The sequence below is a fragment of the Corallococcus aberystwythensis genome, assembly GCF_003612165.1.
GTDB lineage: Bacteria > Myxococcota > Myxococcia > Myxococcales > Myxococcaceae > Corallococcus > Corallococcus aberystwythensis.
Map to the genome: position 1 here is coordinate 1 of NZ_RAWK01000022.1, position 21824 is coordinate 21824.

Here is a 21824-nt window from a genome sequence, read left to right on the forward strand (position 1 = left end):
CCGCCCTCCTCGCTAATGCTTCGCCCATCCAACCAGATGGGTCTGACATGGACGCGAGCGGCCACCCTGCTGAGCCGGCGCGCCCCCGGGCCGGAAGGGGCGCGAACTGGTCCGACAGTCGGACCAGTTGGGCGGCGTCGCTTCCGGCAGGGGGCTCCGTCCCTGGCCCCGCCCTGGCCTCCACTCAAGCATCCCGTCGCGGCCCACCACTGGGCTCCGCACGGCGCGTGGCCCCGCGCAGGACTTCGGGCCGCGCGGTTCGTCAACGAACTGCTTGCGGCCTCCTTCGCTCAGCGGAACACGACGGTCTTGTGGCCGTTGAGCAGGATTCGGTGCTGCACGAACCACGTCACCGCACGGCCCAGCACCACGCTCTCCACGTCGCGTCCCATCGCCGTCAGGGCCTCGGGCGACAGCGTGTGGTCCACACGCTCCACGTCCTGTTCAATGATGGGCCCCTCGTCCAGGTCGCCTGTGACGAAGTGGGCCGTCGCGCCAATCAACTTCACGCCCCGGTCGTAGGCCTGCTGGTACGGCCGCGCCCCCTTGAAGCTGGGCAGGAACGAGTGGTGGATGTTGATGAGCCGTCCGCGCAGCGCATCGCACGTGTCCGCGGAGAGGATCTGCATGTACCGGGCGAGCACCACCAGGTCCACGCGTTGCTCGCGCACCAACTCCAGCAGGCGCGCCTCCTGTCGCGACTTGTTCTCCGCCGTCACCGGCAGATGGTGGAACGGAATGTCGTGGGACGCGGCCAGTTGGTAGAAGTCCCGGTGATTCGACACGATGGCCGGGATCTCCACCGGCAGGATGCCGCTGCGGTAGCGATACAGCAGGTCATTCAGGCAGTGGCCGATCTTCGAAACCATCAGCAGCACCCGCGGCTTCTCCGCCGCGTCGTGCATGTGCCACTCCATGGAGAAGCGCCGCGCCAGCACCCCGAAGCCCTCGCGCAGGGCGGCGTGCTCGGCCTTCCCCTCTTCATCCGCGAAGTGCACTCGCATGAAGAACAGCCGCGTCTGCGGATCGCCGTACTGGGCGCTGTCGAGGATGTTGCAGCCGTGCTCGGCAAGCCAGCCGGAGACGGCGTGGACGATGCCGCGCTGATCCGGACACGACAGCGTGAGGATGTATTGGGCGGGACGCTCGGTCATGGGCGGCGGCGACTATAGCCCCGCCGTGTGAGGGCTCGACCCCGGGCGTGGCTGGGAGTGTCTGGTGTCCGGCGGCCCCCCATCTCCCTTCCAGGTCCTCAATTCCCCGACGGGATTCCGGAATGCCCGACAGCGCTGCCCCCGCTGTCATGACGCCGCCATCGTGGGAGGTGGCCTGCTCGTGGCGCTCGCGTGCTACTTCGGCGGCTGGCGCGCGGAGCGTTCGCTTCGGTCCATCCACCGCTCTCTCGGAAGGGCATCCCGCATCCAGGTCTGGATGAAGGCGCTGCTGTTCACGGCGCTGACGCGGGGCGGGCTGGGACTGCTGGCCGTGATTTGTCCCTTCACGGGACGGACAGCGGATCCGCGGCCCGTGATGTTCATCTTCCTGGCGGTCCTCACCCTGCCGCACCCGCGCGTCTTGTGCGGGCTGAACCGTCGGCTGGAGTAAGGAAGACCGTGCACCGTGCGCGGAAGACTTCCCTCTGCGGGAAGCGAACCTAGACTCTGGTCGTCATGGCCGACGCCCCCACAGCCGACGCGCCCAGCCGCCGACGACCGGTGGCGGAGTCCCTGCGCGAATACGGCCGGGGCATCGCGGGGGGCCTGCTCTTCAGCCTGCCGCTGCTCTACACGATGGAGGTGTGGTGGGCAGGCTTCACGTCCCATCCGGGCAGCGTGCTGGGCTACCTGGTGGCCACGTACGTGCTGCTGCTCGGGTACAACCGCTACGGCGGCTTCCGCCGGGACCTGTACTGGTTCGACGTCTTCACGGACTCGCTGGAGGAGCTGGGGCTGGGGCTGCTCGTGTCCGTGGTGCTGCTCGTGCTCATCGGCCGCATCGGACACGGCACGTCGCTGCAGGAAGCGGTGGGCATGGTGGTGGTGGAGGCAGGCACGGTGGCCATCGGCGTGTCGGTGGGCACCGCGCAGCTGGGCGGCCAGCACCGCGAGGAGAATGAAGAAGAGGACCAGAAGCGGCTGGAGTCCGCGGATCACATCCCCGGACAGCTGGTCATCTCGTTCTGCGGCGCGGTGCTGTTCGCGGCCAACGTGGCGCCCACGGAGGAGATCGTGATGATCGCCGCGGAGACGCAGCCCTGGTGCCTGCTGGGGCTCGCCGTGCTGTCGCTGCTGCTGGGGGGGCTCATCCTCTTCCAGAGCGACTTCACCCGCGCACACCGCTTCACGCGCCGCCGCCTGCGCCGGGACGTGCTGGCGGGCACATTCGTCACGTATGCCATCGCGCTGCTGTCGAGCGCCCTGGTGCTGTGGTTCTTCGGCCGGTTCAACGGCAACGGCCTGAGCGTCTGTGCGGCGCAGGTGGTGGTGCTGGCGCTGGCATCGACGCTGGGGGCTTCGGCGGGGAGGTTGCTCATCCAATCATGAAGATGAACTGGAACTGGCTGGAGGGCATTGTCTTCGTGTCGAGCTGCGTGCTCGTGGCGCTGGTCATGGGCTACCTGGCGGTGGATGCGTGGACGACGGGCAGCGGACCGCCAGACCTGACCGTGCAGGTGGGCACGCCGGTCGCCGCCGCGAACGCCCGGGAGTGGCGGGTGCCCGTCACGGTGACGAACCACGGCGACTCGGCGGCGGAAGAGGTCCACGTGCGCGTGTCGCCGCGCGGCGGACGCGAGCCGAAGGAAACGGCGGAGTTCGTGCTGGCGTACGTGCCGCGCCACTCCCAGCGGGAGGCCTGGGTCTCGTTCCGCGAGGACCCCACTCCCGAGGGTGTGGAGGCGCACGCGGTGGGCTTCGCCAGCCCCTGACGCACGCTGCCGCCGTCCCCTCGAACCGCCGAGTCAGACGAACGGCTATCCTGCGCCTCTTCAGCACTTCAGGAGACGCAGCGCATGCGCAGGGGAAATCGGGCAGCCGGACTCGCGTTCGCGGTCGTCGCCTTCCTGCTGCTCGTGGCATTCCTCGTCCTGCGCGGGAAGGGAGACGCTTCAGGCCCTACGTCCCGGGGCTTTACTCCCACCTCCGGGTTCTTCGCTGGCTTCCGCACGGGACTGGCCTCCGCGACGAACACCGGCGGTCCGCGCATCACCGGCGTCGTGCGGGATGCGCAGGGTCCCGTCGCGGGCGCGCGCGTGTCCGCGTCCCGCGCGGAGCCGGAGGTCACGCTGTCGGAACGCTCCTGCCCTCCTTCCGACAACGCACCCACTGAACCTCCACGCCGGCTGATGGAGTGCTGGAACGAAGCCTTCGATGAGCTGGTGGATCAGGTCGACAAGCGCGAAGGTGAAGCTCCCACCGTCGCGGAGGCCACCAGCGCGGAGGACGGCACCTTCGTCCTGGACGGACTTCCCGGTGGCGACGTCACGCTCCATGCCTCCAGCGGCCAGAACGTAGCGGTGCGCCCTGATGTGACGCCGGGCCAGCAGGGCGTGGGCCTCGTGCTCGATGAAGGTTCCTTCTTCGAGGGCGTCGTCCTGGACGGGCCGACGGGAACCGAGCCCATCGCGGGTGCCCGCGTCACCGTCTTCTCCCACGAACACACGCGCTTCTTCGCCGCGACCAGCGGCGCGAACGGACGCTACCGCATCGGGCCCGTGCCTCCGGCCGACTACGGCATCCTCGTCACGGCCTCCGGCCGTGGCCCCAACCTGCGCATGCGGGCAGATCCGCTGGAGGAGGACACCTTCATCCTGGACCGCTCCGCGAAGTACGCGGGCACGGTCGTGACGGCGAAGGGAGCGCCCGCGCCCGGCGTCTCTGTCCGGCTGTACACACCCAGCGCCGCGCCCGAGTCGCGCACCGCCCTCTCGGATGCGCAGGGGCGCTTCTCCTTTCCCACCTTCGAAGACGTGCCCGGCCAGCTCTTCGCGGAGACGTCCGCGCATGACGGTTTCGCCCACGTCAGGACGGAGCCCCGCGAGGACATCGTCCTCACGCTCGGGCCCGGCATGGTCCTCCAGGGCACCGTCACGGACGAGACCGGGAGTCCTATTCCAGGCGCGCGGATCCACGCGGATCCCGATGATGCGAACATGCCCTCCCCGCGTGGGCAGACCGTCACGGATGCGCAAGGGCACTACCGGCTGGGCCCTCTGCACCGGCAGCCGCTGTTCGTGGCGGTCCGCGCCGCGCACCACATCGACGTGGAGCCGGAGCACCAGGAACTCGGAGAGGTGGAGGAGACGCTCGACTTCACCCTTCCCCGCGCGGTCTCCGTGGAGGGCGTCGTCGTAGATGAAGGAGGCCAGCCGCTCGCGGGCCGCGAAGTCCGGTTCCATCCAGGTTCGCTCACGCCTCCCGTGGAGGAGCTCGTCATGGACCGCGCCGTGACGGACGAAGCCGGGCGCTTCATCCTGGACTCGGATGAGGCGGGCCCCGCGTGGCTGGACGTGGACGACGCGGACTTCGTCTCCCAGCGCTTCGCCGTGGAGCTGCCGTCGCGCAACGCACGGCTGGTGCTGCGCCGGGGCACTCGCGTGTCCTTCACCGTCCTGAGCGCGGTGGGTGCCCCGGTGCGCGGCGCCCAGGTGACGCTCTGGAAGCGCGACGCGCGCGGTGAAGCCGACCATGCCGAAGTCACGGACGCGCAAGGACAGGCCACGATTCCGGGCGTGCCTCCTGGCAGCTACGTGGCGGAGGCAGTGGTGGCCACACGGGCCGTGGACCTGCACGCCTCCCAACCCCTGGAGGTCCGGGCGGGCGAGGCGCCCTCCGTCACGCTCCAGTTGGAGGAAGGCCGGACCCTGCGCGGCGTCGTCGTGAGTCCTCAGGGCCTGCCCGTGCCCGGCGTCAGCGTCCGCGCGGAGGTCCTGGAGGCAGACCGGCCCCGCTACCGCGGCGAGTTTGCCGACGAAAGAGTGCCCCCCGGGGGCGTCCGCACGGATGCCGAAGGCCGCTTCACCCTGCGCGCGTTGGGCCCGGTCCGCCATGCGCTCTCCGCGAAGCTGCCGGAGCATGTGCTGGACGCCTCGGCCTCCCAGGGTGTCCTTCCTGGCAAGGACGAGACCGCCGTGGTGGGCGGTGACACAGCGGAGGTCCGGCTGGTGCTGCGGCGCATCCCGCACGTGCGGGGCCGCGTGGTGGCGGAGGACGGCGCGAAGATGGAGTCCTTCGAGGTGAACGGCCACCGGTACACGAACCCGGATGGACGCTTCGACGAGCGCACGTTCAGTGCCACCGGCACCCAGCGGTTCGTGGTGCGCTCCAAGGGCTTCGCGCAGGTGGACCGCGCCGTCACGCCGGAGGGGGAGAACGACGTGGACCTGGGCACCGTCACGCTGACGCGGGGGAGGACCGTGCGGCTGCTCTTCCGCGAGGCATCGACGGGTGCGCCGTACACCGGACGCCGGCGTGACGGGTCGGGACGCGAGGTGACGGTGGCCCTCAGCTATCAGGTCCACGGCGAAGGCGTCGCGGACGGGCCGCCCTTCCTGCCTCCGATACGGACGGCGCCGTCGAAGGATGGCTCGTGGCTGCTGGAGCGCATGCCCTCCACGGCGTTCAGCCTCGAGCTGGACACCCAGCTCCACCTGCCGCTGCGCGCGACGGTGGGCGCGGGGGAGGAGAGCGTCACGCTGTCGCTCGAGGCCGGTGCGCGGGTGAAGGGTCATGTCCGCGATGCACAGGGAAAGCCCCTCAAGGCCCGGCTCATCTTCACGCGCTCCGACGGCCTGACGACCGACCGGTATTCCGGCCCGGAAGACTTCTCGTTCGGGGCGATTCCCCCGGGGCTCTACTCGGTGAACGTCTGGGCGGAGGACGCTCCTCTCGACACCGTTTTGCCTGGCCGCGGCGTGCGGATCCCCGCCAGTGGAGAGGTCACCCTCACCGTCGACGCCCTGGGCACCGGCGCCACTGTCACGCTGCGGCTGCCGGAAGACGTGGACCGCGCGTTCCTACTGCCCGGCCAGGCTCCCGCGCCCGACAGCGCCAGGGCCTTCACGCACCTGGGCCTCCAACAGCACCCCGGGGAGGAACGGACCGGAGCGTCCGTCACGTTCCGCCGTGTTCCCCCAGGCCACTACACCGTCATCGTGAGCCATCGCGACCAGGACCGGTTCCACCGCGAGGAGCTGGACGTTCCCGCCGAAGGCACGCTGTCTCGCGACGTGAAGCCAGTGTGGATTCCCCTCGCGCGCTGACGCACGGCGCGGAGGGCCGCTATCGTGCAGCGCATGGGGAACGCCAGACGTGGGGGACTGAAGCCTTGGCTGGGAGGCGGTGCGCTGCTGGCCTTCCTCGCGCTCCTCGCGTTCCTGCTGTGGAACACCCAGGCCCCTTCGCCCGCGCAGGACGTGTCTGCGTCCACCGGGACCTCTGCATCAAGGCCCGTGGCTCGCGCCTCCCGGGTGACCACGGCACCGCGTCCCTCGGGCACCGCGCGCATCACGGGCCGCGTGCTGGGAACCCACGGCCCGGCCGTGGGCGTGCGCGTGTCCGCGTCCCGCGTGGAGCCTGGGGTCACGCTGTCGGAACGCCCCTGCCCCTCCCCTACCGGCCAGGACGACCCGCGGGCTCCCGCACTCAAGAGCGGCTCGTGCAGCTTCGACTCCGAACGCACGCAATGGGAGGCCGTGGAGGCCCGCGACGGCGAAGCCCCCGTGTTCGCGGAGACGGCCACGGACGCGGAGGGCCGCTTCGTGCTGGAGGGACTTCCCGAGGGACTCGTCACGCTCTGGGCCCTGGGCGACACGGGCGCGGTGTCACAGGGCGGCGTCGCGGTGGGCTCGAACGACGTGGTGCTGACGCTGGAGGGGGGCGTCCTCTTCGAGGGGACCGTCACGGACCCAGACCGGAAGACCCCCATCCCCGAAGCGCGGGTGACGCTCGTTTCCCGCTGGCACACGCGCTTCTTCGACGCGGCCACCGACGCCGAAGGCCACTTCATCGTGGGCCCCCTGCCCCAGGGTGACTACGCCGCCTTCGCCGCTGCGGAGGGCCGGTCCTCCTGGTTCCAGCCGACGCTCGAGTCGCCGGATGCCATGGAGGCCGTGGTGCTCGCGCGCGCGCTCACCCTCGCGGGGCAGGTCATGTCCCCGGAAGGCGCGCCGGTGCCGGGCATCCAGGTCCTGCTCGAAGGCGACACCGCGGCGGCGTCCACCCAGCGCACCATGACCGACGGCGCAGGGCGATTCCGGTTCACCGCGCCCGCCGTTCCCCACCAGCTCACCGCGGAAGCCGGGGGTGCGTTCGCCACGCTGGACGTGACGCCGCCCCAGGAGCACGTGGAACTGCGGCTCCAGCCCGGCGTGTTCCTCACGGGCACGGTGCGCGACGACGCGGGCCAGCCCATCCCGAACGCGCGCGTGGAGACCTACCGGGAAGACGGCGGTCCCGTCACCGCCGAAGCAGCCACCGTGACGGACGCCGCGGGCCGCTACCAGTTGGGCCCCACGCGGCCCGGGCCCCATACCTTCCGGATCCTCGCGGCCCACCACCTGGACGTGGAGGCGCAGGCCCAGCAGCTGCGACAGGGCATGGCGCCCCTGGACTTCAGCCTCAAGCGCGCACAGAGCGTGGAGGGCCGCGTCGTCGACACGTCGGGCGCTCCGCTCGAGGGCATCCTCCTGACGCTGTCAGGCCCCTTCGGCGACAGGGACGACATCGGCGCTGGCGGCGCCCATCGCTCGGATGCCACCGGGCACTTCGTCCTGGACGTGAGGCGCGCGGGGACGGGACACCTGTCCGTGGAGGACCCGTCCTTTCAGGGCCAGTCCATCGCGGTGCGCGTCCCCTCGCGGGAGGTCGTCGTGGTGCTGGACCGGGGCGCCTCCGTGTCCGGCACCGTCACCGATGCTCGCGGACTGCCCCTGCGAGGGGCGACCGTGACGCTGTGGAAGGACACGGAGGACTCCGGCGAGGACGCGGCGCCGGAAGACGAGCCACGCAACGGCCTGACGGATGATCAGGGCCGCTTCCACCTGCGAGGGATTGCCCCCGGCCCCTACCTGCTGGAGGCCGTCGTCCGCGGAGACCTGATGAACGCTTCGGCGTCCCAGCCCGTCACGTTCCAGGCGCGCGAACACCGGGACGTGTCCCTGCGCATGGAAGCAGGCCACGAGCGCTCCGGCATCGCGGTGGATGGGGCGGGCCAGCCGCTCGCGGATGTCGTCATCACCGCGGTCCTCCTCGAGGGCGATTCAGCCCATGGAGGAGACATCCAGGACGAGTGGCCTCCCGGCCTCCGCACGGGCCCGGACGGACGCTTCACCTTGCGCGGGCTCGTGGCCCCTCGCTACGCCCTGTTGGCCCAGCGGCCGGGCTACACCTTCCGCCCCGGGCGCTCCCAGGGAGGCGAGCCCGCCACGGAATACGGAGGCATCTGGGTGGACTCCAGCGAGGCGCCCCTCCAGCTCGTGCTGGAGCGCGACGGACACATCCGGGGCCGCGTCGTGGAACCTGGGGGCCAGGCCGTCGCCTCATTCAAGGTGACGGGCGTGCCTCTCAAGGGCTCCGAGCAACGCGCCGACTTGCCGGACGGTGCCTTCGAGGTCCCCTTCACCGGCGCGGGCCCGGCGATCCTGACCGTGCAGGCCCCCGGCTTCACGCCGCTGGAGCGCCCCGTGAACCTGACGGAGGGCGTGGATCTGGACCTGGGCGTGCTGACGCTCGATCCAGGCTGGACGCTGCGGCTCGCACTCCACGACGCGGAGACCGGCGAAGTCCTCTCCCAGCTGGAATCCCTCCGGGCGACGCTCACGCACCCCTCGGACACGGACATCGCCCGTGCGTACGCACGCCCCCGGAGCGTCCCGCTTCGCGACGGGGTCTACACGCTGTCGCAGCTTCCACCTCCGCCCTTCACCCTGGCGTTCCAAAGCCAGGAGTCGCGTCCCTTCCAACAGGAGGTGACGGCCCGCGTGGACACGCTCTCCTTGGCCGTGGACCGGGGCGCGACGGTGCGGATCCTGGCCCAGGACCGGAACGGCAAACCCCTGCCCGCGATCATCTCCCTGAAGGACGTGGGGGCCGGCCCGCTCATCCGCCACCAGGGCTTCACCCCGAAGGGCACCCTCCTCTTCCGGGGTGTCGAACCCGGCGAGTACGTGCTGAATGCCCGTCCATCCGACCTGGACGAGGGCCCCCACTTCACGCCCCGGAAGGTCCAGATTCCCTCCCGGGGCGAGGTGACCTTCACCGTGGAGGCGGGGCCACGGTGAAGCCATACAGGCCTAGTTGGCGCGCTCCCACGCGTCCTGCCAGGCGATGCCCGTGCCCGGCGCGTAGTACGACGCCACGCCCTTGCACCAGCCGGAGAACGGGAACGGCTTGCAGCGGTAGTTGAGCCCGTCCGTTCCCTGCACCACCGTGCCCGCCGTGTAGCTGTCGATGCCCGCCGGGTACGTGTACTGCGCGGATCCGCCGGTGCCGCCATCCGTGCCGCCGTCACCGCCGCCACCGGTGGAGGGCTTCTCGATGTCCACCTGGAACGCGTAGCCCGTCTCCTTCGCGTACACGCGGTTGCCCAGCGCGTCCTGCACCGGCGTCACGCTGCCCGTCGTCTGCAGCACGCCCACCTGCACACGGCTGGAACCCGCGTTCACCTGCTGCGCCAGCCGGTACATCCACGTGGCCGCGGGCGTGGCCGCGTCGAGCGTCAGCGGATGGGACTCGGCGTCGCGGCCCGCGCTGTCGAAGAGGCGGAACGTCACCTTGCTCGACTTGGGCAAATCCTCACGCGCCTGCACCTGGCCCAATTCCTTCCACGCCACCGGCGGAGGCGGCGTGTTGCTGAACTTCACGTCCGTGCACGCGTAGAAGGCCTCCGGGCTGTCCGCGCGCTGCCAGATGGCGAAGATGACGTGCGGGCCCGTGCGGGTCGCCGGGAAGGGGCAGTTGAGGCGGTAGCGGTTGTTCACCGCGGACACGTTGGTGACGTTGCAGAAGGGAGACGCCTCCAGGTCCGACCACTTCAGGGGCAGCGCCGGGTTGTAGCCCTCCTTCGTCACGAAGAGCTGGAAGTAGCCCGTGGCGTGCACCGCGGTGGCGTGGAAGACGAACTCGAAGCGCCCGCTGCTGTCCGGGGTGATGAGCGTGGACGGCCAGTCCGTGCGCGCCAGGTCCAGCCCCTTGTGACTCTCATTGGCGGCGCTGCACAGCTTGCCGTCGGGGAGGATTTCGCGGTGGCGCCCGTTGGCGGCGCCCTGACGGACGCCGTTCCAGTCATACAGCGCCTGCGTCCCACCGGCCTGCACCGCGGCCTTGCACGCGGCGGACTTCGGACTCTCCGGCCCTTCCTTGAAACATCCGTAGACGCGGCTCAGGGGCACTTCCATGGAGCCGTGCGCCGCCGCCGGACCGGCGGACAGCAGGGAGACGAAAGCGAGCGACGATGCGAAGGCCCTGCGGATTGCTGGGGACATCCCTTCCTCCTCTGTTCGAAAACAAAGGAGGAAGGGCCCAGGCAAATCGGGTCAACGACCGCTCAAGCCAGCATTTCCGTCAGCAGGCCCTTGGGCATCGTGGGGTCGCCGAAGTCGTCCAGCGGCCCACCGGCCGCGTTCTTCAGGCCCACCGCGGCGCCAATCGTGTTGAGCATCTTGTTGAGGTTGGGGCTGCTGTTGCCGCCAGCCGCCGTCACCGCCACGCCCTGCTTGAGGTAGCCGTTGCAGCTGCCCGCCAGGACGAAGGGGATGTGGCGCGCCGAGTGCGCCGGCCCGTTGCCCAGGTCGTTGAACCAGACGGACACGCCCTGGTCGACCAGCTTCTTGCCGTTCGGCAGGTTGTACGCCGCCAACCGGTCCAGCAGGTGGTTGAAGGTCTGCGCGAACTGCGCGTCCACGCGCGAGTGCAGCACGTCCGACCCGGCGATGATGCCGCCCGACGAGTCGTGCGACGCGCGCCGGTGGGAGATGTAGTGGAAGTTCTCCATCAGCTGCCCCGTCGTGGGGTCGCGGTAGCGCGTGGCGCTGTCGTTGCCGTTGCCCACCTGGATGGCCACCGAGCGCGTGGTGCCACACGCCACCGCCAGCACCGCGATGTCCATGTGCAGCCGCACCGTGGCCAGCACCTCGTCACCGTCCGTGCTGCTGTAGCCGGGCGCCTGCTGCTGGAGCCGCAGCTCCTCGTCCGCGCGGGCGCGGCAGCTCAACGCCACCTCCAGGTCGCGCACGTTGGACAGGTGCAGGTCCAGCCGCTGCCGGTCCGTGCTGCTCAGCTCCGGCCGCGACTGGAGCGCCTTCAGCTGGCCCGACACCAGGTCATTGAGGCTCTTCTGGCGCACCAGCAGCTGCTCACGCGCTTCCGGCGAGAGGCCTCCGGGGCCGCCCACCATGGTCTGGTAGGCCAGCCACGGATCATGCAGCGCGGCCCGGCGGGAGGTGCTGCCCCGGTGGGAGATGCACGGGCCGCCCAGCCACCCGCCGGACTGACCCGCGTAGAGGTAGAGCGAGTCGCGCTTCTGCGGGTTCAGCTCGCGGCCGATGCGGTGGTCCAGCGACTCGCCGGACGCCTCGGAGTCACCGCCGGCGCCCTCCACCGCGGGGCCGCGCGCGGTGAGGCATTGCAGCGCCCCGCGGGCGTGACCGTCGCCGTAGTTGTAGTCCTTCATGTTGACGTTGCGCACCACCAGCAGGCGCGCGCGGTGGTCCGCCAGCTCCACCAGCGACTTGCCCGCGAGCGCCGTGGTGGAGAGGTTGCCCAGCGGCTCCGGCCAGAAGCGCTCCGGCTCGTTGCCCAATTCCGACGTGCTCTGCGCGGCGGCCACGCCGTCCGCCTGGCGCAGGAAGATGGCGAAGGGCAGCGCGTCCGCCTCCGCGGCCTGGGCCCTGCGGGGCAGGAGGCCCTCCAGCACCGGCAGTCCCAACATGGCCCCACCCAGGCCCTGCAACACGTGTCGTCGGCTCAGTTTCACGGCAGCTCCTCCAGGTGGCGGTTCGCGAAGCCCACGCCCGTGACGACTTCAACGACCAGGTCCACGATGGGCAGCTGCCCGGACTGAGACAGCTTGCCCAGCCGCGCCACCAGCGCGTCGTCCTCCGCCGCCGCGGGGCGTCCGCTCAGGAACTCCACCCAGTGGCGCGCGTAGCACTCATGCACCGCCTGCGCGTTCGCGAGCGCATCCGCCAGGTCCAGCGCGTCCTTCACCGACACCTTCTGTCCGCCGATGCCCGGCGACGACGAGGCGTCCACCGGGTGCCCGTTGTCCGTCGTGCGGTAGCCGCCCACGGCGTCGAAGTTCTCGAAGGGGAAGCCCAGCGGGTTGATGAGCGTCGAGTGGCAGGACGCGCACACCGTGCCGGGCGCCTCCGTGTGCGACGTCACCACCTCGCGGTTGGTGCGGCCGTTGGGCGAGGGCAGCGCGGGGATGTTGGCCGGCGGCGCGCCAATCTTCTGGCACAGCAGGTGCTCCGACAGGAACACGCCCCGGTGGATGGGGTCCGGGTCCACCGACGTCGCATGCGACGCGAGGAAGCCCACCTGCGTGAGCACGCCCCGCCGCTGCGTCCCGTCCAGCGTCACCGGCACGAAGGCCGCGGTGAACGTCCCGGTGAGGCCGTAGACGCGCGCCAGCTCGTCGTTGACGAAGGTGTCGCGCGACGTGAGCAGGTCCGCGAAGCGCCCCTTGCGCCCGAAGACGACGTCCTGGACGAAGAGCGTGTTCTCCTTCGCCGCGGACTCCGACAGCTTCGCGGTGACGTTGGGGAAGCGCGTGGTGTTGGGCCGGATGCTCGCGTAGCGGGGCACGTCGAAGACGGCCTGGTGGTACGCGTTCACCACGTCGCGCGCCCGGGGGTCCGCCATCATCCGGCGCGCTTCCGCGGCCACGCCTTCGCGCCTGGCCAGCATGCCCTCGCGGGCGGCGGCGAACAGCGCGTCGTCCGGCATGGAGTTCCAGAGCGAGTAGCTCAAGCGCGACGCCAGCTCGAACGCGTCCAGCGGCACCGTTCCGTTCGCCGCCTGCGTGCTGCGCTCCACGCGGTAGAGGAACAAGGGGGACTGGAGGAAGCCCTCCAGCACCAGCCGCAAGCCGCCCTGGAACGCGGCCATCGTCGGGTACGCCTTCGGGCCTTCGCGGTAGAGCTTGAGGTAGCCCTCCACTTCGTCCGGGGTCAGCGGGCGGCGCAGGGCGCGCAGGCCGAAGGACTCCACGAACGCCTTCGCGCGCGCCTCGTCCGTGGTGCTGCCCGCGGGCAGCAGCTTGCCCAGCTTCGTCGCGTCCGTGGCCACCTGCCCGGCCAGGTCCGCCGCCGCGCGCTGGTAGGCGCCCCACAGCGCTTCATCCACCGACAGCGCGCGAGCGTCGTTGTCGAAGAGGAAGCCGCTCTGGGACGGGTCCGCGCGGAACGACTGCGCCAGCGTCGTGGGCGCCGCGTCCAGCTTGAGCAGGTCCTTCACGCTGCTCACCCACTGCGCATGCGTCAGCCGCGCGACGCGTGCCGAGCGCGCCGGCTGCTCCACGCCAGGAGGGGGCGGCTTGTTCGTGCCGCCGGGGCCGGGATTGCGCGGATTCGCCGCGTCAGAAATCTGGCCTTCGCAGGCACTCAAGAAACTCAAGGAGGCCGCGAGCAGCGCGGAACTCTTCCATCGTGGACGTCGCGCCATGGGGGGAAGCGCCTCCGTTCGTTGGCGCTCATCCCAATGGGGAAGCCCTGGGAAGTCAATCCGTACACCGGCCGGGCGGGCATCGCGTCACATGAATACTGGAAACGACTGCCCGCACCGGATCAGCCGGGAATCAGGAAGCGCGCGATGACGCGCTTGAGTCCCACGTTGCCGCCGAACTCCACGGTGACCTTGGCGTTGGGGCCGGAGCCTTCCGCGGCGACGATTCGGCCGGAGCCGAACTGTTCATGCCGCACGCGCATGCCGCGCACGTCACCGCTCACGGCGTCCATGTCGGACGAGGCCTGTGAATAGCTGCGGTCCACGCGCGGCCCTGTCTCGTCGTCGTCCCAGTTGCGGCGGCGCTGGGGCATGGCGGCGGCGCGCGGCGGGGGCGGCAGGTCGTTCTCCTTGAAGCCGAAGAGCGCCTGCGGCACGTCCGCGAGGAAGCGGCTGGGCGGGTTGTACTTGAGCTCGCCGAAGAGGGAGCGGCACTGCGCCAGGCTCACGAAGAGCCGCTTGCGCGCGCGGGTGAAGCCCACGTAGCAGAGCCTCCGCTCCTCGGCCATCTCCTCGCCGCCGTCGGGCTCCTCGCTCTTGAGCGCGCGCGAGTGCGGGAAGACGCCCTCCTCCAGGCCGGTGAGGAACACGGCGTCGAACTCCAGGCCCTTGGCCGCGTGCAGCGTCATCAGCGCCACGCGCCCGTCGGTCACCTCCGCGTCCGCTTCGCCCACCAGGCTGATCTGCTCCAGGAAGGCCTGCAGGGGCGGCACGTCCGCGGTGAGCGGCGCGGAGTCCACGCCTTCTGGCGCTTCCTCCTCTCGCGCCTCCACCGCCTGGGCGACGGCCACCATGTCCGACGCGCGCTTCAGGTCGAACTCCTGCGCCGCGCCCAGGAGTTCCTTCAGGTTCTCCGCCCGGGTGAGCGCCTCGTCGCTGCCGTCCGCGACGAGCGTCTCCACGAGCTTCGACTCCTTCAGCATCTGGTCCACCGCGCCCGCCGCGTCCTTCGCCGTCAGCGAGAAGGTGTGCAGCGACTGGAGCAGCTGGTGGAAGCCGCCCAGCCGCTTCTGCGCGGTGGCGTTGAGGGACGGGATGCGGTGGCGCTCGCCCAGGGCCTCGTAGAGGCTCAAGCCCTGTTCGTTCGCGAAGTCCGTCAGCCGCTCCTCGGTGGTGTCGCCAATGCCGCGCGCCGGCACGTTGAGCACGCGCAAGAGGTCCGCGTCCGAGCGCGGGTTCACCATCAGCCGCAGGTACGCGGACGCGTCACGCACCTCCGCGCGGTCGTAGAAGCTGCGTCCGCTCACCAGCTGGTACGGCACGCGCCCCAGCCGCAGCGCCTCTTCCAGCACGCGGCTCTGCGCGTTGGTCCGGTAGAACACCGCCATGCTGTTGAACTTGATGAAGCCCTCGCGCTGGAGGGCCAGGATGCGCCGGGCCACCTCCTGCGCCTCCGCGCGCTCGTCGCGGTGCAGCAGCAGCTCCAGGTTCTCTCCCTTGGGCCGCTCACTCCAGAGCTTCTTCGCCATGCGGCGCGGGTTCTTGGAGATGACCTCGTGCGCGGCGGTGAGGATGTTCTGGTCGGAGCGGTAGTTCTGCTCCAGCTTCACCACCTTCGCGCCCGGGTACTGCATGGGGAACTGGAGGATGTTGTCCACGTTCGCGCCGCGCCAGCGGTAGATGGACTGGTCGTCGTCGCCCACCACCACCAGGTTCGCGGACGGCGGCGGGGCCAGCTGGCGCAGCAGCGCGTACTGCACGGGGTTGGTGTCCTGGAACTCGTCCACCAGCACGTGCGTGAAGCGCGTGCGGTAGCGGTCCAGCACGTCCGGCCGGTCGCGGAAGAGCTTCACCAGCAGCAGCAGCAGGTCCCCGAAGTCCACCGCGTTCGCCGCGCGCAGCAGCTTCTGGTAGCCCGCGTACACGCGCTTGACCAGCTGCCCGCGGATGTCCTCCTGCTCCACGTGCATGTCCTCCGGCAGCCGCGCGGCGTTCTTCTCCTGGTCGATGCGGTGGAGGATTTCACGCGGCTGCATCACCGGCTCCACGCCCGCGTCGCGCATGGCGCGCTTCACCAGGGTGAGCTGGTCGCCGTCGTCGTAGATGACGAAGGACCGCGTGAGGCCCACGGCCTCCGCCTCGCGGCGAAGAATCATCGCCGCGGCCGAGTGGAACGTGCTCACCACCAGGTCGTTGGCCTGCGCGCCCAAGAGCTGGGTGAGGCGCTCGCGCATCTCGCGCGCGGCCTTGTTGGTGAAGGTGACGGCCAGGATGCGCCAGGGGAAGACGCGGCGCACCTTCACCAGGTGGGCCACCCGGCGGGTGATGACGCGCGTCTTGCCGCTGCCGGCGCCCGACAGCACGAGCAGGGGGCCATCGCCGTGGAGCACGGCTTCCGCCTGGGGCGGGTTGAGGTCTTCGAGGAGGGCGGTTTCGTGCGCGTTCACGGAGGTTTCCACCGGGGGGAAGAACCCCGACTTCTAACGTCTTTCGCACGCCGGTGCCGGGTCTTCCGCCAACCCTGGCGCCCGCCGGGCCGTCCGCTCCCGGGACGGGCAGGAGCGTGGGATATAAAGAGGGCCACTCCCCATGTCCGACACCCCGTCCGCTCCGTCCCAGGCCCAGCTCGACCGCTTCGCGGAACTCTTCAACCAGAGCCTCACCCTGCGCCACTTCGGCGCCCGGATGTCCTTCCCCGAAGGACGCATGGTGGTGGTGGAGCTTCCGGAGGTGCAGCCGCAGCACCGGGGCGGCCTGGGGGCCTCCGCCGTCAACGGCGGCGTGCTGTCCGCCCTCTTCGACTTCGCCATCGGGTGCACCCCGGCGCTGCGGGACCCCACCCGCCGCTGCGCCACCGTCCAGCTGTCCATGAGCTTCGAGCGCCCCGCCACCGGCAACCACCTCCGGGTGGAGGCCGTCATCGACAACGGCGGCCCGTCCACCGTCTTCGCCTCCGCGAAGCTGATGGACGCGGCAGGCCGGGTGTGCGCCCGCTGCCAGGGCGTCGTGCGCGTCTCCTCCCAGCCGTGGGCCTCCGGCGAAAGCCCCGCGACCAACTGACATCCCCCTACCCCGCGCCCTCCCTTGCCCCTTTCCGTCGATATGTTCGGCCCCCAGGCGCGTTCCCCGGGAAGCCCGGGGCGGGACCCCTCCCCGGCGCACGAGCGTGGCTCGCAACGGGAAGACGGCATGGATGCAGCCGTACAGGGCTTGGGGATGACGACCCTCCAGTCGCGGCAGGACATAGACAGTGCCGTCAGGCCGGCGGCACCGGACGAGGAGTCCCTGTCCCGGCGCGCGCTGACGGGCGAGCGGGCCGCGTGGGACGCGCTCATCGCGCGGCACCAGCGCCGGGTGGTGGTCTCGCTGCTCGCCAAGGGCCTCCGGGTGGACCGGGCCCAGGAGCTGGCGCAGGAGACCTGGGCGCGCCTCATCCAGCAGCAGCAGCGGGGCCTGCTCCCGGAGCTGCGCCTGCCTGCGCTCGCGCTCGCGCAGGCGGCCTTCCTCGCGTCGGATGACGCCCGGCGCACGCGGCGCGAGTCGGTGGACGGCACGGTGGAGGAGCTGCCGGAGCGGCACCAACCGGTGGACCCCGCGCAGTCCGCGGAGAAGCGCCTGTTGTCCGAGGAGCAGCTCACCCGGGCGCGCGACGCGCTGGAGCAGGTGTCACCGGGCGCGCGCAATGTCTTCCTCCTGGCCTGTGACGGCCAGGGTCTTCCCCATGCCGAGGTCGCCTCCCGCGTCGGGCTGTCCGTCCAGCGCGTGCGACAGATTTTGTGCGAGGTCCGCAAGAAGCTGCGCACCGCGCTCGAAGAGGAAAACCATGTCTAGCCCCACGCCCCACCTCACCCGCGACCGCACGGAGCAGTACCTGCTGGGCGCGCTGCCGCCCGAAGCCGAGGCGGAGCTGGAGGCCCACACGCTCACGTGCGAGCCGTGCGCGCGGCTGCTCCAGGAGGAGGCCCTGCTGGAGGAACAGCTGTACGAGGTCGCCGCCGCCACGCCGCGCGACGCCGTGGTGGTGCGCCCCGCGCGCTGGCACCGTCCGGCCGCTGTCGCCGCGGCGCTGGTCGCGGTGGCGGCCTCCGTGTTCCTGATGCTGCGGCCGGGCGGAGAGACTGCGTCCACGCCCGTGACGCCGGTGGAGGCGCCGGTCGTCGCGGCGCGGGACGTGGAGGATGCGCCCCGGGACATCGTGGTCGCGTGCCCGGACCTGGGCACGCAGGAGCATTGTCTCAAGTCCGCGAGCGCGCGCGGGCTGCTCGTGTATCACCCCGGTGGACAGGGCGAGGTCCCCCGCTACGACGCGTCCAGCGGCCTGACGCAGGTGGCGCTGAGCTCCCGGCCGGCCGCCCTGTGAGGACTTCCGCGATGACCTTCCGAACCCGCCTCCCCGGCCTGCTGCTGGCGCTCTGCGCGCCCCTGGCCTCGGCAGAAGCTTCGTCCCCTGCCGCGATGGCCACCCCCCCGCCTGAAGCCTCGACGCAGAAGTCCGCCGCGCCGATGCCGCCCACCGCGACAGCGGCCCCGGCACTCCAGCCGGGCCCGATGCTGGCGTCCGCCAACACGGCGGCTCCCGCTCCAGGCTCCGGCGCGGCGTCAGCGTCCGCCAACACTGCGGCTCCCGCCCTGAAGCCCGGCGCGGCGGCGTCCGTCGCGCCCTCCTCCGCGCCGCGGTCCGGCTCGGTGACCGCGGCTTCCGCCTCGTCAGGCGGCATGCCCGCCGCGCCAGACGCCTCGCGCGCGAAGCTGCCGCAGGGCTGGTACGTCACGGAGAGCGCGCCCCAGCACTACGAGGCGGGCGTGGACGAGAACGCCCCGTGCGAAGGCACCCGCAGCGCGTTCCTGCGCTCGCGCACCCAGGCCACGGACAGCTTCGGCACCTTCATGCAGGCCTTCAGCGCGAAGGACTTCCGGGGCAAGCGCCTGCGCTTCTCCGCCGCCGTGCGACACCAGGACGTGAAGGGCTGGACGGGGCTGTGGATGCGGGTGGAGGGCGCGGATCCCAAGCAGCCGCTCGCCTTCGACAACATGCAGTCACGCGCCCTGGTGGGCACCCACGGCTGCAAGCGCTACGACGTGGTGCTGGACGTGCCCCAGGAGGCCACCACCATCATGGCGGGCCTCATCATGAGCGGCGCCGGCCAGGCGTGGCTCGGCGGCGTGCGCTTCGAAACGGTGGACGCGTCGGTGAAGACGACGGATCTGCTCGCCAGCCCGCAGCCGCTGCCCTCCGGTCCCCAGGGTCTGGAGGAGCTTCCCGCGTCCTCCCCGGTCTGGAGCGGCGGCGAGCGGCTGGGCCGCGTGGGCTCCTACTGGTTCGACGCCCTCACCGTGCAGACGGAGAACCCGCTCGTGAAGGGCAAGGGTCAGCAGTGGCAGGGCACCGTGGGCGACGAGCTGTTCGAGCACGGCATCGAGGTGAACGGCACCTACCGCAACTACCCGCTGAGCGTGAAGGTGCACGCGGGAGGGCCCACCACCCGCATCCAGGGCACCTGGGGCACCGGCCCCGTGGACATCCGCCTGAGCCCGGACGTGCTGCACATGCGCTGGGGCATCTTCGAGCGGAAGCTGCTGCGCGACCGGCAGGCCGACGCGGAGCAGGGCTGCAACGTCTACCGGCAGATGGAGGGCGTGCACGAGATGGACCGCATCGACGTGTGCGGCGTCGCGCTCGCCACCCGGCCGCCGCTCACGCAGCTGGTGGTGTCATTCCTCGCCAACAGCTTCCGGAGGGACCCGTCACCCTTCACGCCGCCGGCGCCACATCCGCCCCTGCGCTCCCCGCAGCCGGACAACGCCGCCGGGAGCAACCGCCCCGCCACGAAGGCCCGGTAGGACGGGCCGCTCGCGGAAGGAAGGGCGCCTACCCCTCCTTCCCCGTCTGACGCTCAGAAGGCGAAGTCGCGCTCCAGCGTCTCCTGCCCGGCCTGCACCGTGAGGTGGGCCGCGTGCGCGCCGGTGGCCAGCGCCGTGGACAGGTCGAAGGACAGCCCCTCCGGCCCCTGCGTCGGCTTGAGCGACGGACGCCCGGGAGACAGGAACACGGCGGCCGTCACGGCGCGCGTGCCCAGGGGCTGCACCAGCAGCCGCACCCGTTGACGCTCGCGCACCAGCACCACGCGGAAGTCGCGCCGCTCCTCCAGCACCTCGCGGTGCTCCGGCAAGCGGGCCGCGCCCGGGCGCCGGGCCACGTCCGCGCGGGAGTCACGCGCCGCGCGCGGGGCCTGCGCCCCTTCCTCATCCAGCTCCAGCGCCTCGTCGATGGCGGCGTCGCCCTCTTCCAGCGCCAGCACGGCCTGCGCGCACTCGCCGCAGCCGGCCGTGTGGGCCTCCACGCGCTCGCGCTCCTCGCGGCCCATCTCGCCCGAGTCCAGGCGCCACAGCTCGTCGTCCGTGAGGTGGCGGCGCGGGGGCGTGTCCACCACCGCGGTGTCCGCCCGGTCCGCGCGGCAGCCGGCGCAGTCCTTCAGGTGCTCCGGGTCCTTCATGGGGCGGCCCGTCCAGGACGCCACCAGGTCATCGCAACCGGCCCGCGCGGAGAACCACCAGGCGCCGGGGCGCTCCACGGGGTCCAGCAGGTCGCGCTCGGCGCGGCGCTCGGCGTTGAGCGGGATGAACCAGCGCGCCCGGGAGCGCAGCGAGGTGTCCAGGTGGCCCAGTGCCCCCAGGAACCGCTCGCGAGCGGCGAGCGCGTCCCCGGCCAGCGGGCCCTTCAACAGCTCCCAGGTGGCGAGCGCGCGGGCGGCGGAGGCGGCCCGGTCCCGGGCGGCCAGCCCTTCCAGCGCGGACGTGCGCCACAGCTCCGCTTCCTCACCCTCCTCGCCCAGCGCCACCTCCATCGACTCCTCGGCGGCACGCAGGAGCAGCGGCTGGAGCGCCTGCGGTTTCTGCTGGCCCAGCCAGGCCTCCACTTCGGGGCGGTCCAGGCCCTTCAAGGCCTCTTCCACCCCGGAGGTGCCGAGCCGGTCCGAGCGGCGCAGCACGTCCCCCACCACCTCCAACAGTTCGCCCACCGGAAGAGGGCCCGCGCCCAGGCGCGCGTACCGGGCCTGGTAGCGGGACAGCGCGTCGCCCTTCATCGCGACATCCCGGGCAGGGAGGAGGACAGCAGGCCCCCGCGGGACATCACGACGGCTCCTCCGGCAATCCGTCCCGCTGCAACTCCAGCAGGTACAAACGCAGGTATGCCTGGGCGCGGCTGACGCGCTTGTACGAGTTCACCACGCTGATGTCCAAACGGCGTGCGCATTCCTCGTGATCCTCCACGTCCTCGTGGTGATACAGCTCCCATGCGGAAGCCTCCTTGGGGTGCTCCTGCTGGAGCCTGGCGTAGGCGGCCCAGTACAGTTCCTGCGCCTCGGCGCGCTCCTCGCGACGCCGTGCGCCCTCCACCGCCCGGGCCACTTCGGACGGGGTCTCTTCCATGACGTCATCGGGCGACACCGGCGCGGGCGCCAGCTCCTCCCGGTGCCGCCGGTAGAAGTCGATGGCGACGTGCTTGACGATGCGCAGGAAGAACGTCTTGGGAGACGCGCTCCTGCCCGGCATCTGTTCGGACACGCCCCGGAACTGGTCCAGGCCCCGGTCGAGGAACTTCCCCACCGCGTCCTGGAAGAGCTCGTCGGCGTCCGCCGGCGAACCGCGTCCGTAGCTGCCCTGAATCCTGCTGATGACGTAGCGGGCGGGGCGCGCCCATCGCGCGCACAAGGCCCCCAGCGGGGTCCCCACGGCCTCGCCCGTGGCGCGGCGGCGGGACACCTCCGCGAACAATTCCTCATCCGTGAGCTGCTCGTACACCGGAGGACCCTGGAGGCTGTCCCGGGACGTCCTCATCCCGAGAGGTTGGGTTACGGGGATGTGGCGCGGCAAGGTAGCACGTTGCATCCGCGGACAGCCTCCGACTGGTTACCAGAACCCCTGACTCCGGCCCCCGGCATTTCCTGACGGGCTTTTTTCAGGGCCTCGCGGATGACGCGGCGGGTCTTCTCCATAGAGGCCCGAGCAGGTCCGTAAGGGCCCGGAAAAAGGCCCGGAAATGGCGCGTCAGGATTCCGGCCAGGGGGCGTCCAGGGGGCATCGCTTTCGAGCGCCCGGCCGAAGAGGCCCTACACGCCGTGGTTCGACTCCACCCCTCCGCTCGCAAGGCGGGGGGACCGC

16 protein-coding genes are annotated in these 21824 nt (G+C 71.2%); 9 read left to right on the forward strand and 7 right to left on the reverse strand.

Annotated features, from left to right (window positions below; translation table 11 throughout):
• Positions 1–290: 290 nt before the first annotated feature.
• Positions 291–1154: a formyltetrahydrofolate deformylase gene (gene purU, locus D7W81_RS05550; RefSeq protein WP_120554268.1), complete on the reverse strand. Its 864-nt coding sequence runs from the start codon at positions 1152–1154 to the stop codon at positions 291–293.
• Between the two features lie 163 nt (positions 1155–1317).
• Here purU and D7W81_RS05555 point away from each other — a divergent pair, with 163 nt between their 5' ends.
• From D7W81_RS05555 to D7W81_RS05575, 5 genes are all read left to right on the forward strand, one after another.
• Positions 1318–1605, forward strand: coding sequence for a Brp/Blh family beta-carotene 15,15'-dioxygenase (locus D7W81_RS05555; protein ID WP_158621450.1), 288 nt, complete (start codon positions 1318–1320; stop codon positions 1603–1605).
• Positions 1606–1670: 65 nt separating this feature from the next.
• A complete protein-coding gene (locus D7W81_RS05560) occupies positions 1671–2543 on the forward strand; it encodes a TIGR02587 family membrane protein (protein ID WP_120554270.1) in 873 nt (290 codons plus the stop codon).
• The gene (locus D7W81_RS05565) at positions 2540–2926 is read left to right on the forward strand and encodes a hypothetical protein (RefSeq protein WP_120554271.1); all 387 of its coding nucleotides are present in this window, start codon (positions 2540–2542) and stop codon (positions 2924–2926) included. Before D7W81_RS05560 ends, D7W81_RS05565 begins: the two co-directional genes overlap by 4 nt.
• An 84-nt stretch (positions 2927–3010) precedes the next feature.
• Entirely contained in the window at positions 3011–6259 is a 3249-nt protein-coding gene (locus tag D7W81_RS05570; protein ID WP_120554272.1) for a carboxypeptidase regulatory-like domain-containing protein, read from the forward strand.
• Between the two features lie 33 nt (positions 6260–6292).
• The gene (locus D7W81_RS05575) at positions 6293–9277 is read left to right on the forward strand and encodes a carboxypeptidase-like regulatory domain-containing protein (RefSeq protein ID WP_120554273.1); all 2985 of its coding nucleotides are present in this window, start codon (positions 6293–6295) and stop codon (positions 9275–9277) included.
• Positions 9278–9289: 12 nt separating this feature from the next.
• Here D7W81_RS05575 and D7W81_RS05580 read toward each other — a convergent pair whose 3' ends face one another.
• The 4 genes from D7W81_RS05580 to D7W81_RS05595 form a co-directional block, all read right to left on the reverse strand.
• Positions 9290–10480: a lytic polysaccharide monooxygenase auxiliary activity family 9 protein gene (locus D7W81_RS05580; RefSeq protein ID WP_120554274.1), complete on the reverse strand. Its 1191-nt coding sequence runs from the start codon at positions 10478–10480 to the stop codon at positions 9290–9292.
• A gap of 62 nt (positions 10481–10542) precedes the next feature.
• Positions 10543–11970, reverse strand: a complete 1428-nt coding sequence (locus tag D7W81_RS05585) for a DUF1552 domain-containing protein (RefSeq protein WP_120554275.1) — start codon at positions 11968–11970, stop codon at positions 10543–10545.
• The gene (locus D7W81_RS05590; protein WP_244226983.1) at positions 11967–13604 is read right to left on the reverse strand and encodes a DUF1592 domain-containing protein; all 1638 of its coding nucleotides are present in this window, start codon (positions 13602–13604) and stop codon (positions 11967–11969) included. The genes D7W81_RS05585 and D7W81_RS05590 overlap by 4 nt, the downstream gene beginning before the upstream one ends.
• Positions 13605–13783: 179 nt before the next feature.
• Positions 13784–16108, reverse strand: a complete 2325-nt coding sequence (locus D7W81_RS05595) for an ATP-dependent helicase (protein WP_120554276.1) — start codon at positions 16106–16108, stop codon at positions 13784–13786.
• A gap of 142 nt (positions 16109–16250) precedes the next feature.
• Between D7W81_RS05595 and D7W81_RS05600 the strand changes: the two genes are divergently transcribed.
• From D7W81_RS05600 to D7W81_RS05615, 4 genes are all read left to right on the forward strand, one after another.
• Entirely contained in the window at positions 16251–16721 is a 471-nt protein-coding gene (locus D7W81_RS05600) for a PaaI family thioesterase (RefSeq protein ID WP_120554277.1), read from the forward strand.
• 129 nt (positions 16722–16850) lie between these two features.
• The gene (locus D7W81_RS05605) at positions 16851–17492 is read left to right on the forward strand and encodes an RNA polymerase sigma factor (protein ID WP_120554278.1); all 642 of its coding nucleotides are present in this window, start codon (positions 16851–16853) and stop codon (positions 17490–17492) included.
• Positions 17485–18021, forward strand: coding sequence for a zf-HC2 domain-containing protein (locus D7W81_RS05610; RefSeq protein WP_120554279.1), 537 nt, complete (start codon positions 17485–17487; stop codon positions 18019–18021). Before D7W81_RS05605 ends, D7W81_RS05610 begins: the two co-directional genes overlap by 8 nt.
• A gap of 11 nt (positions 18022–18032) precedes the next feature.
• Positions 18033–19502: an AraC family transcriptional regulator gene (locus tag D7W81_RS05615; RefSeq protein ID WP_120554280.1), complete on the forward strand. Its 1470-nt coding sequence runs from the start codon at positions 18033–18035 to the stop codon at positions 19500–19502.
• Positions 19503–19555: 53 nt separating this feature from the next.
• On the opposite strand, the gene D7W81_RS05620 is transcribed toward D7W81_RS05615, so the two are convergent.
• Together D7W81_RS05620 and D7W81_RS05625 are read right to left on the reverse strand one after the other, a co-directional pair.
• Positions 19556–20746 (reverse strand): zf-HC2 domain-containing protein, encoded by a 1191-nt coding sequence (locus D7W81_RS05620; protein WP_120554281.1) that lies wholly within the window; start codon positions 20744–20746, stop codon positions 19556–19558.
• Positions 20747–20792: 46 nt separating this feature from the next.
• Positions 20793–21464: an RNA polymerase sigma factor gene (locus D7W81_RS05625; protein WP_120554282.1), complete on the reverse strand. Its 672-nt coding sequence runs from the start codon at positions 21462–21464 to the stop codon at positions 20793–20795.
• Between the last annotated feature and the right edge of the window lie 360 nt (positions 21465–21824).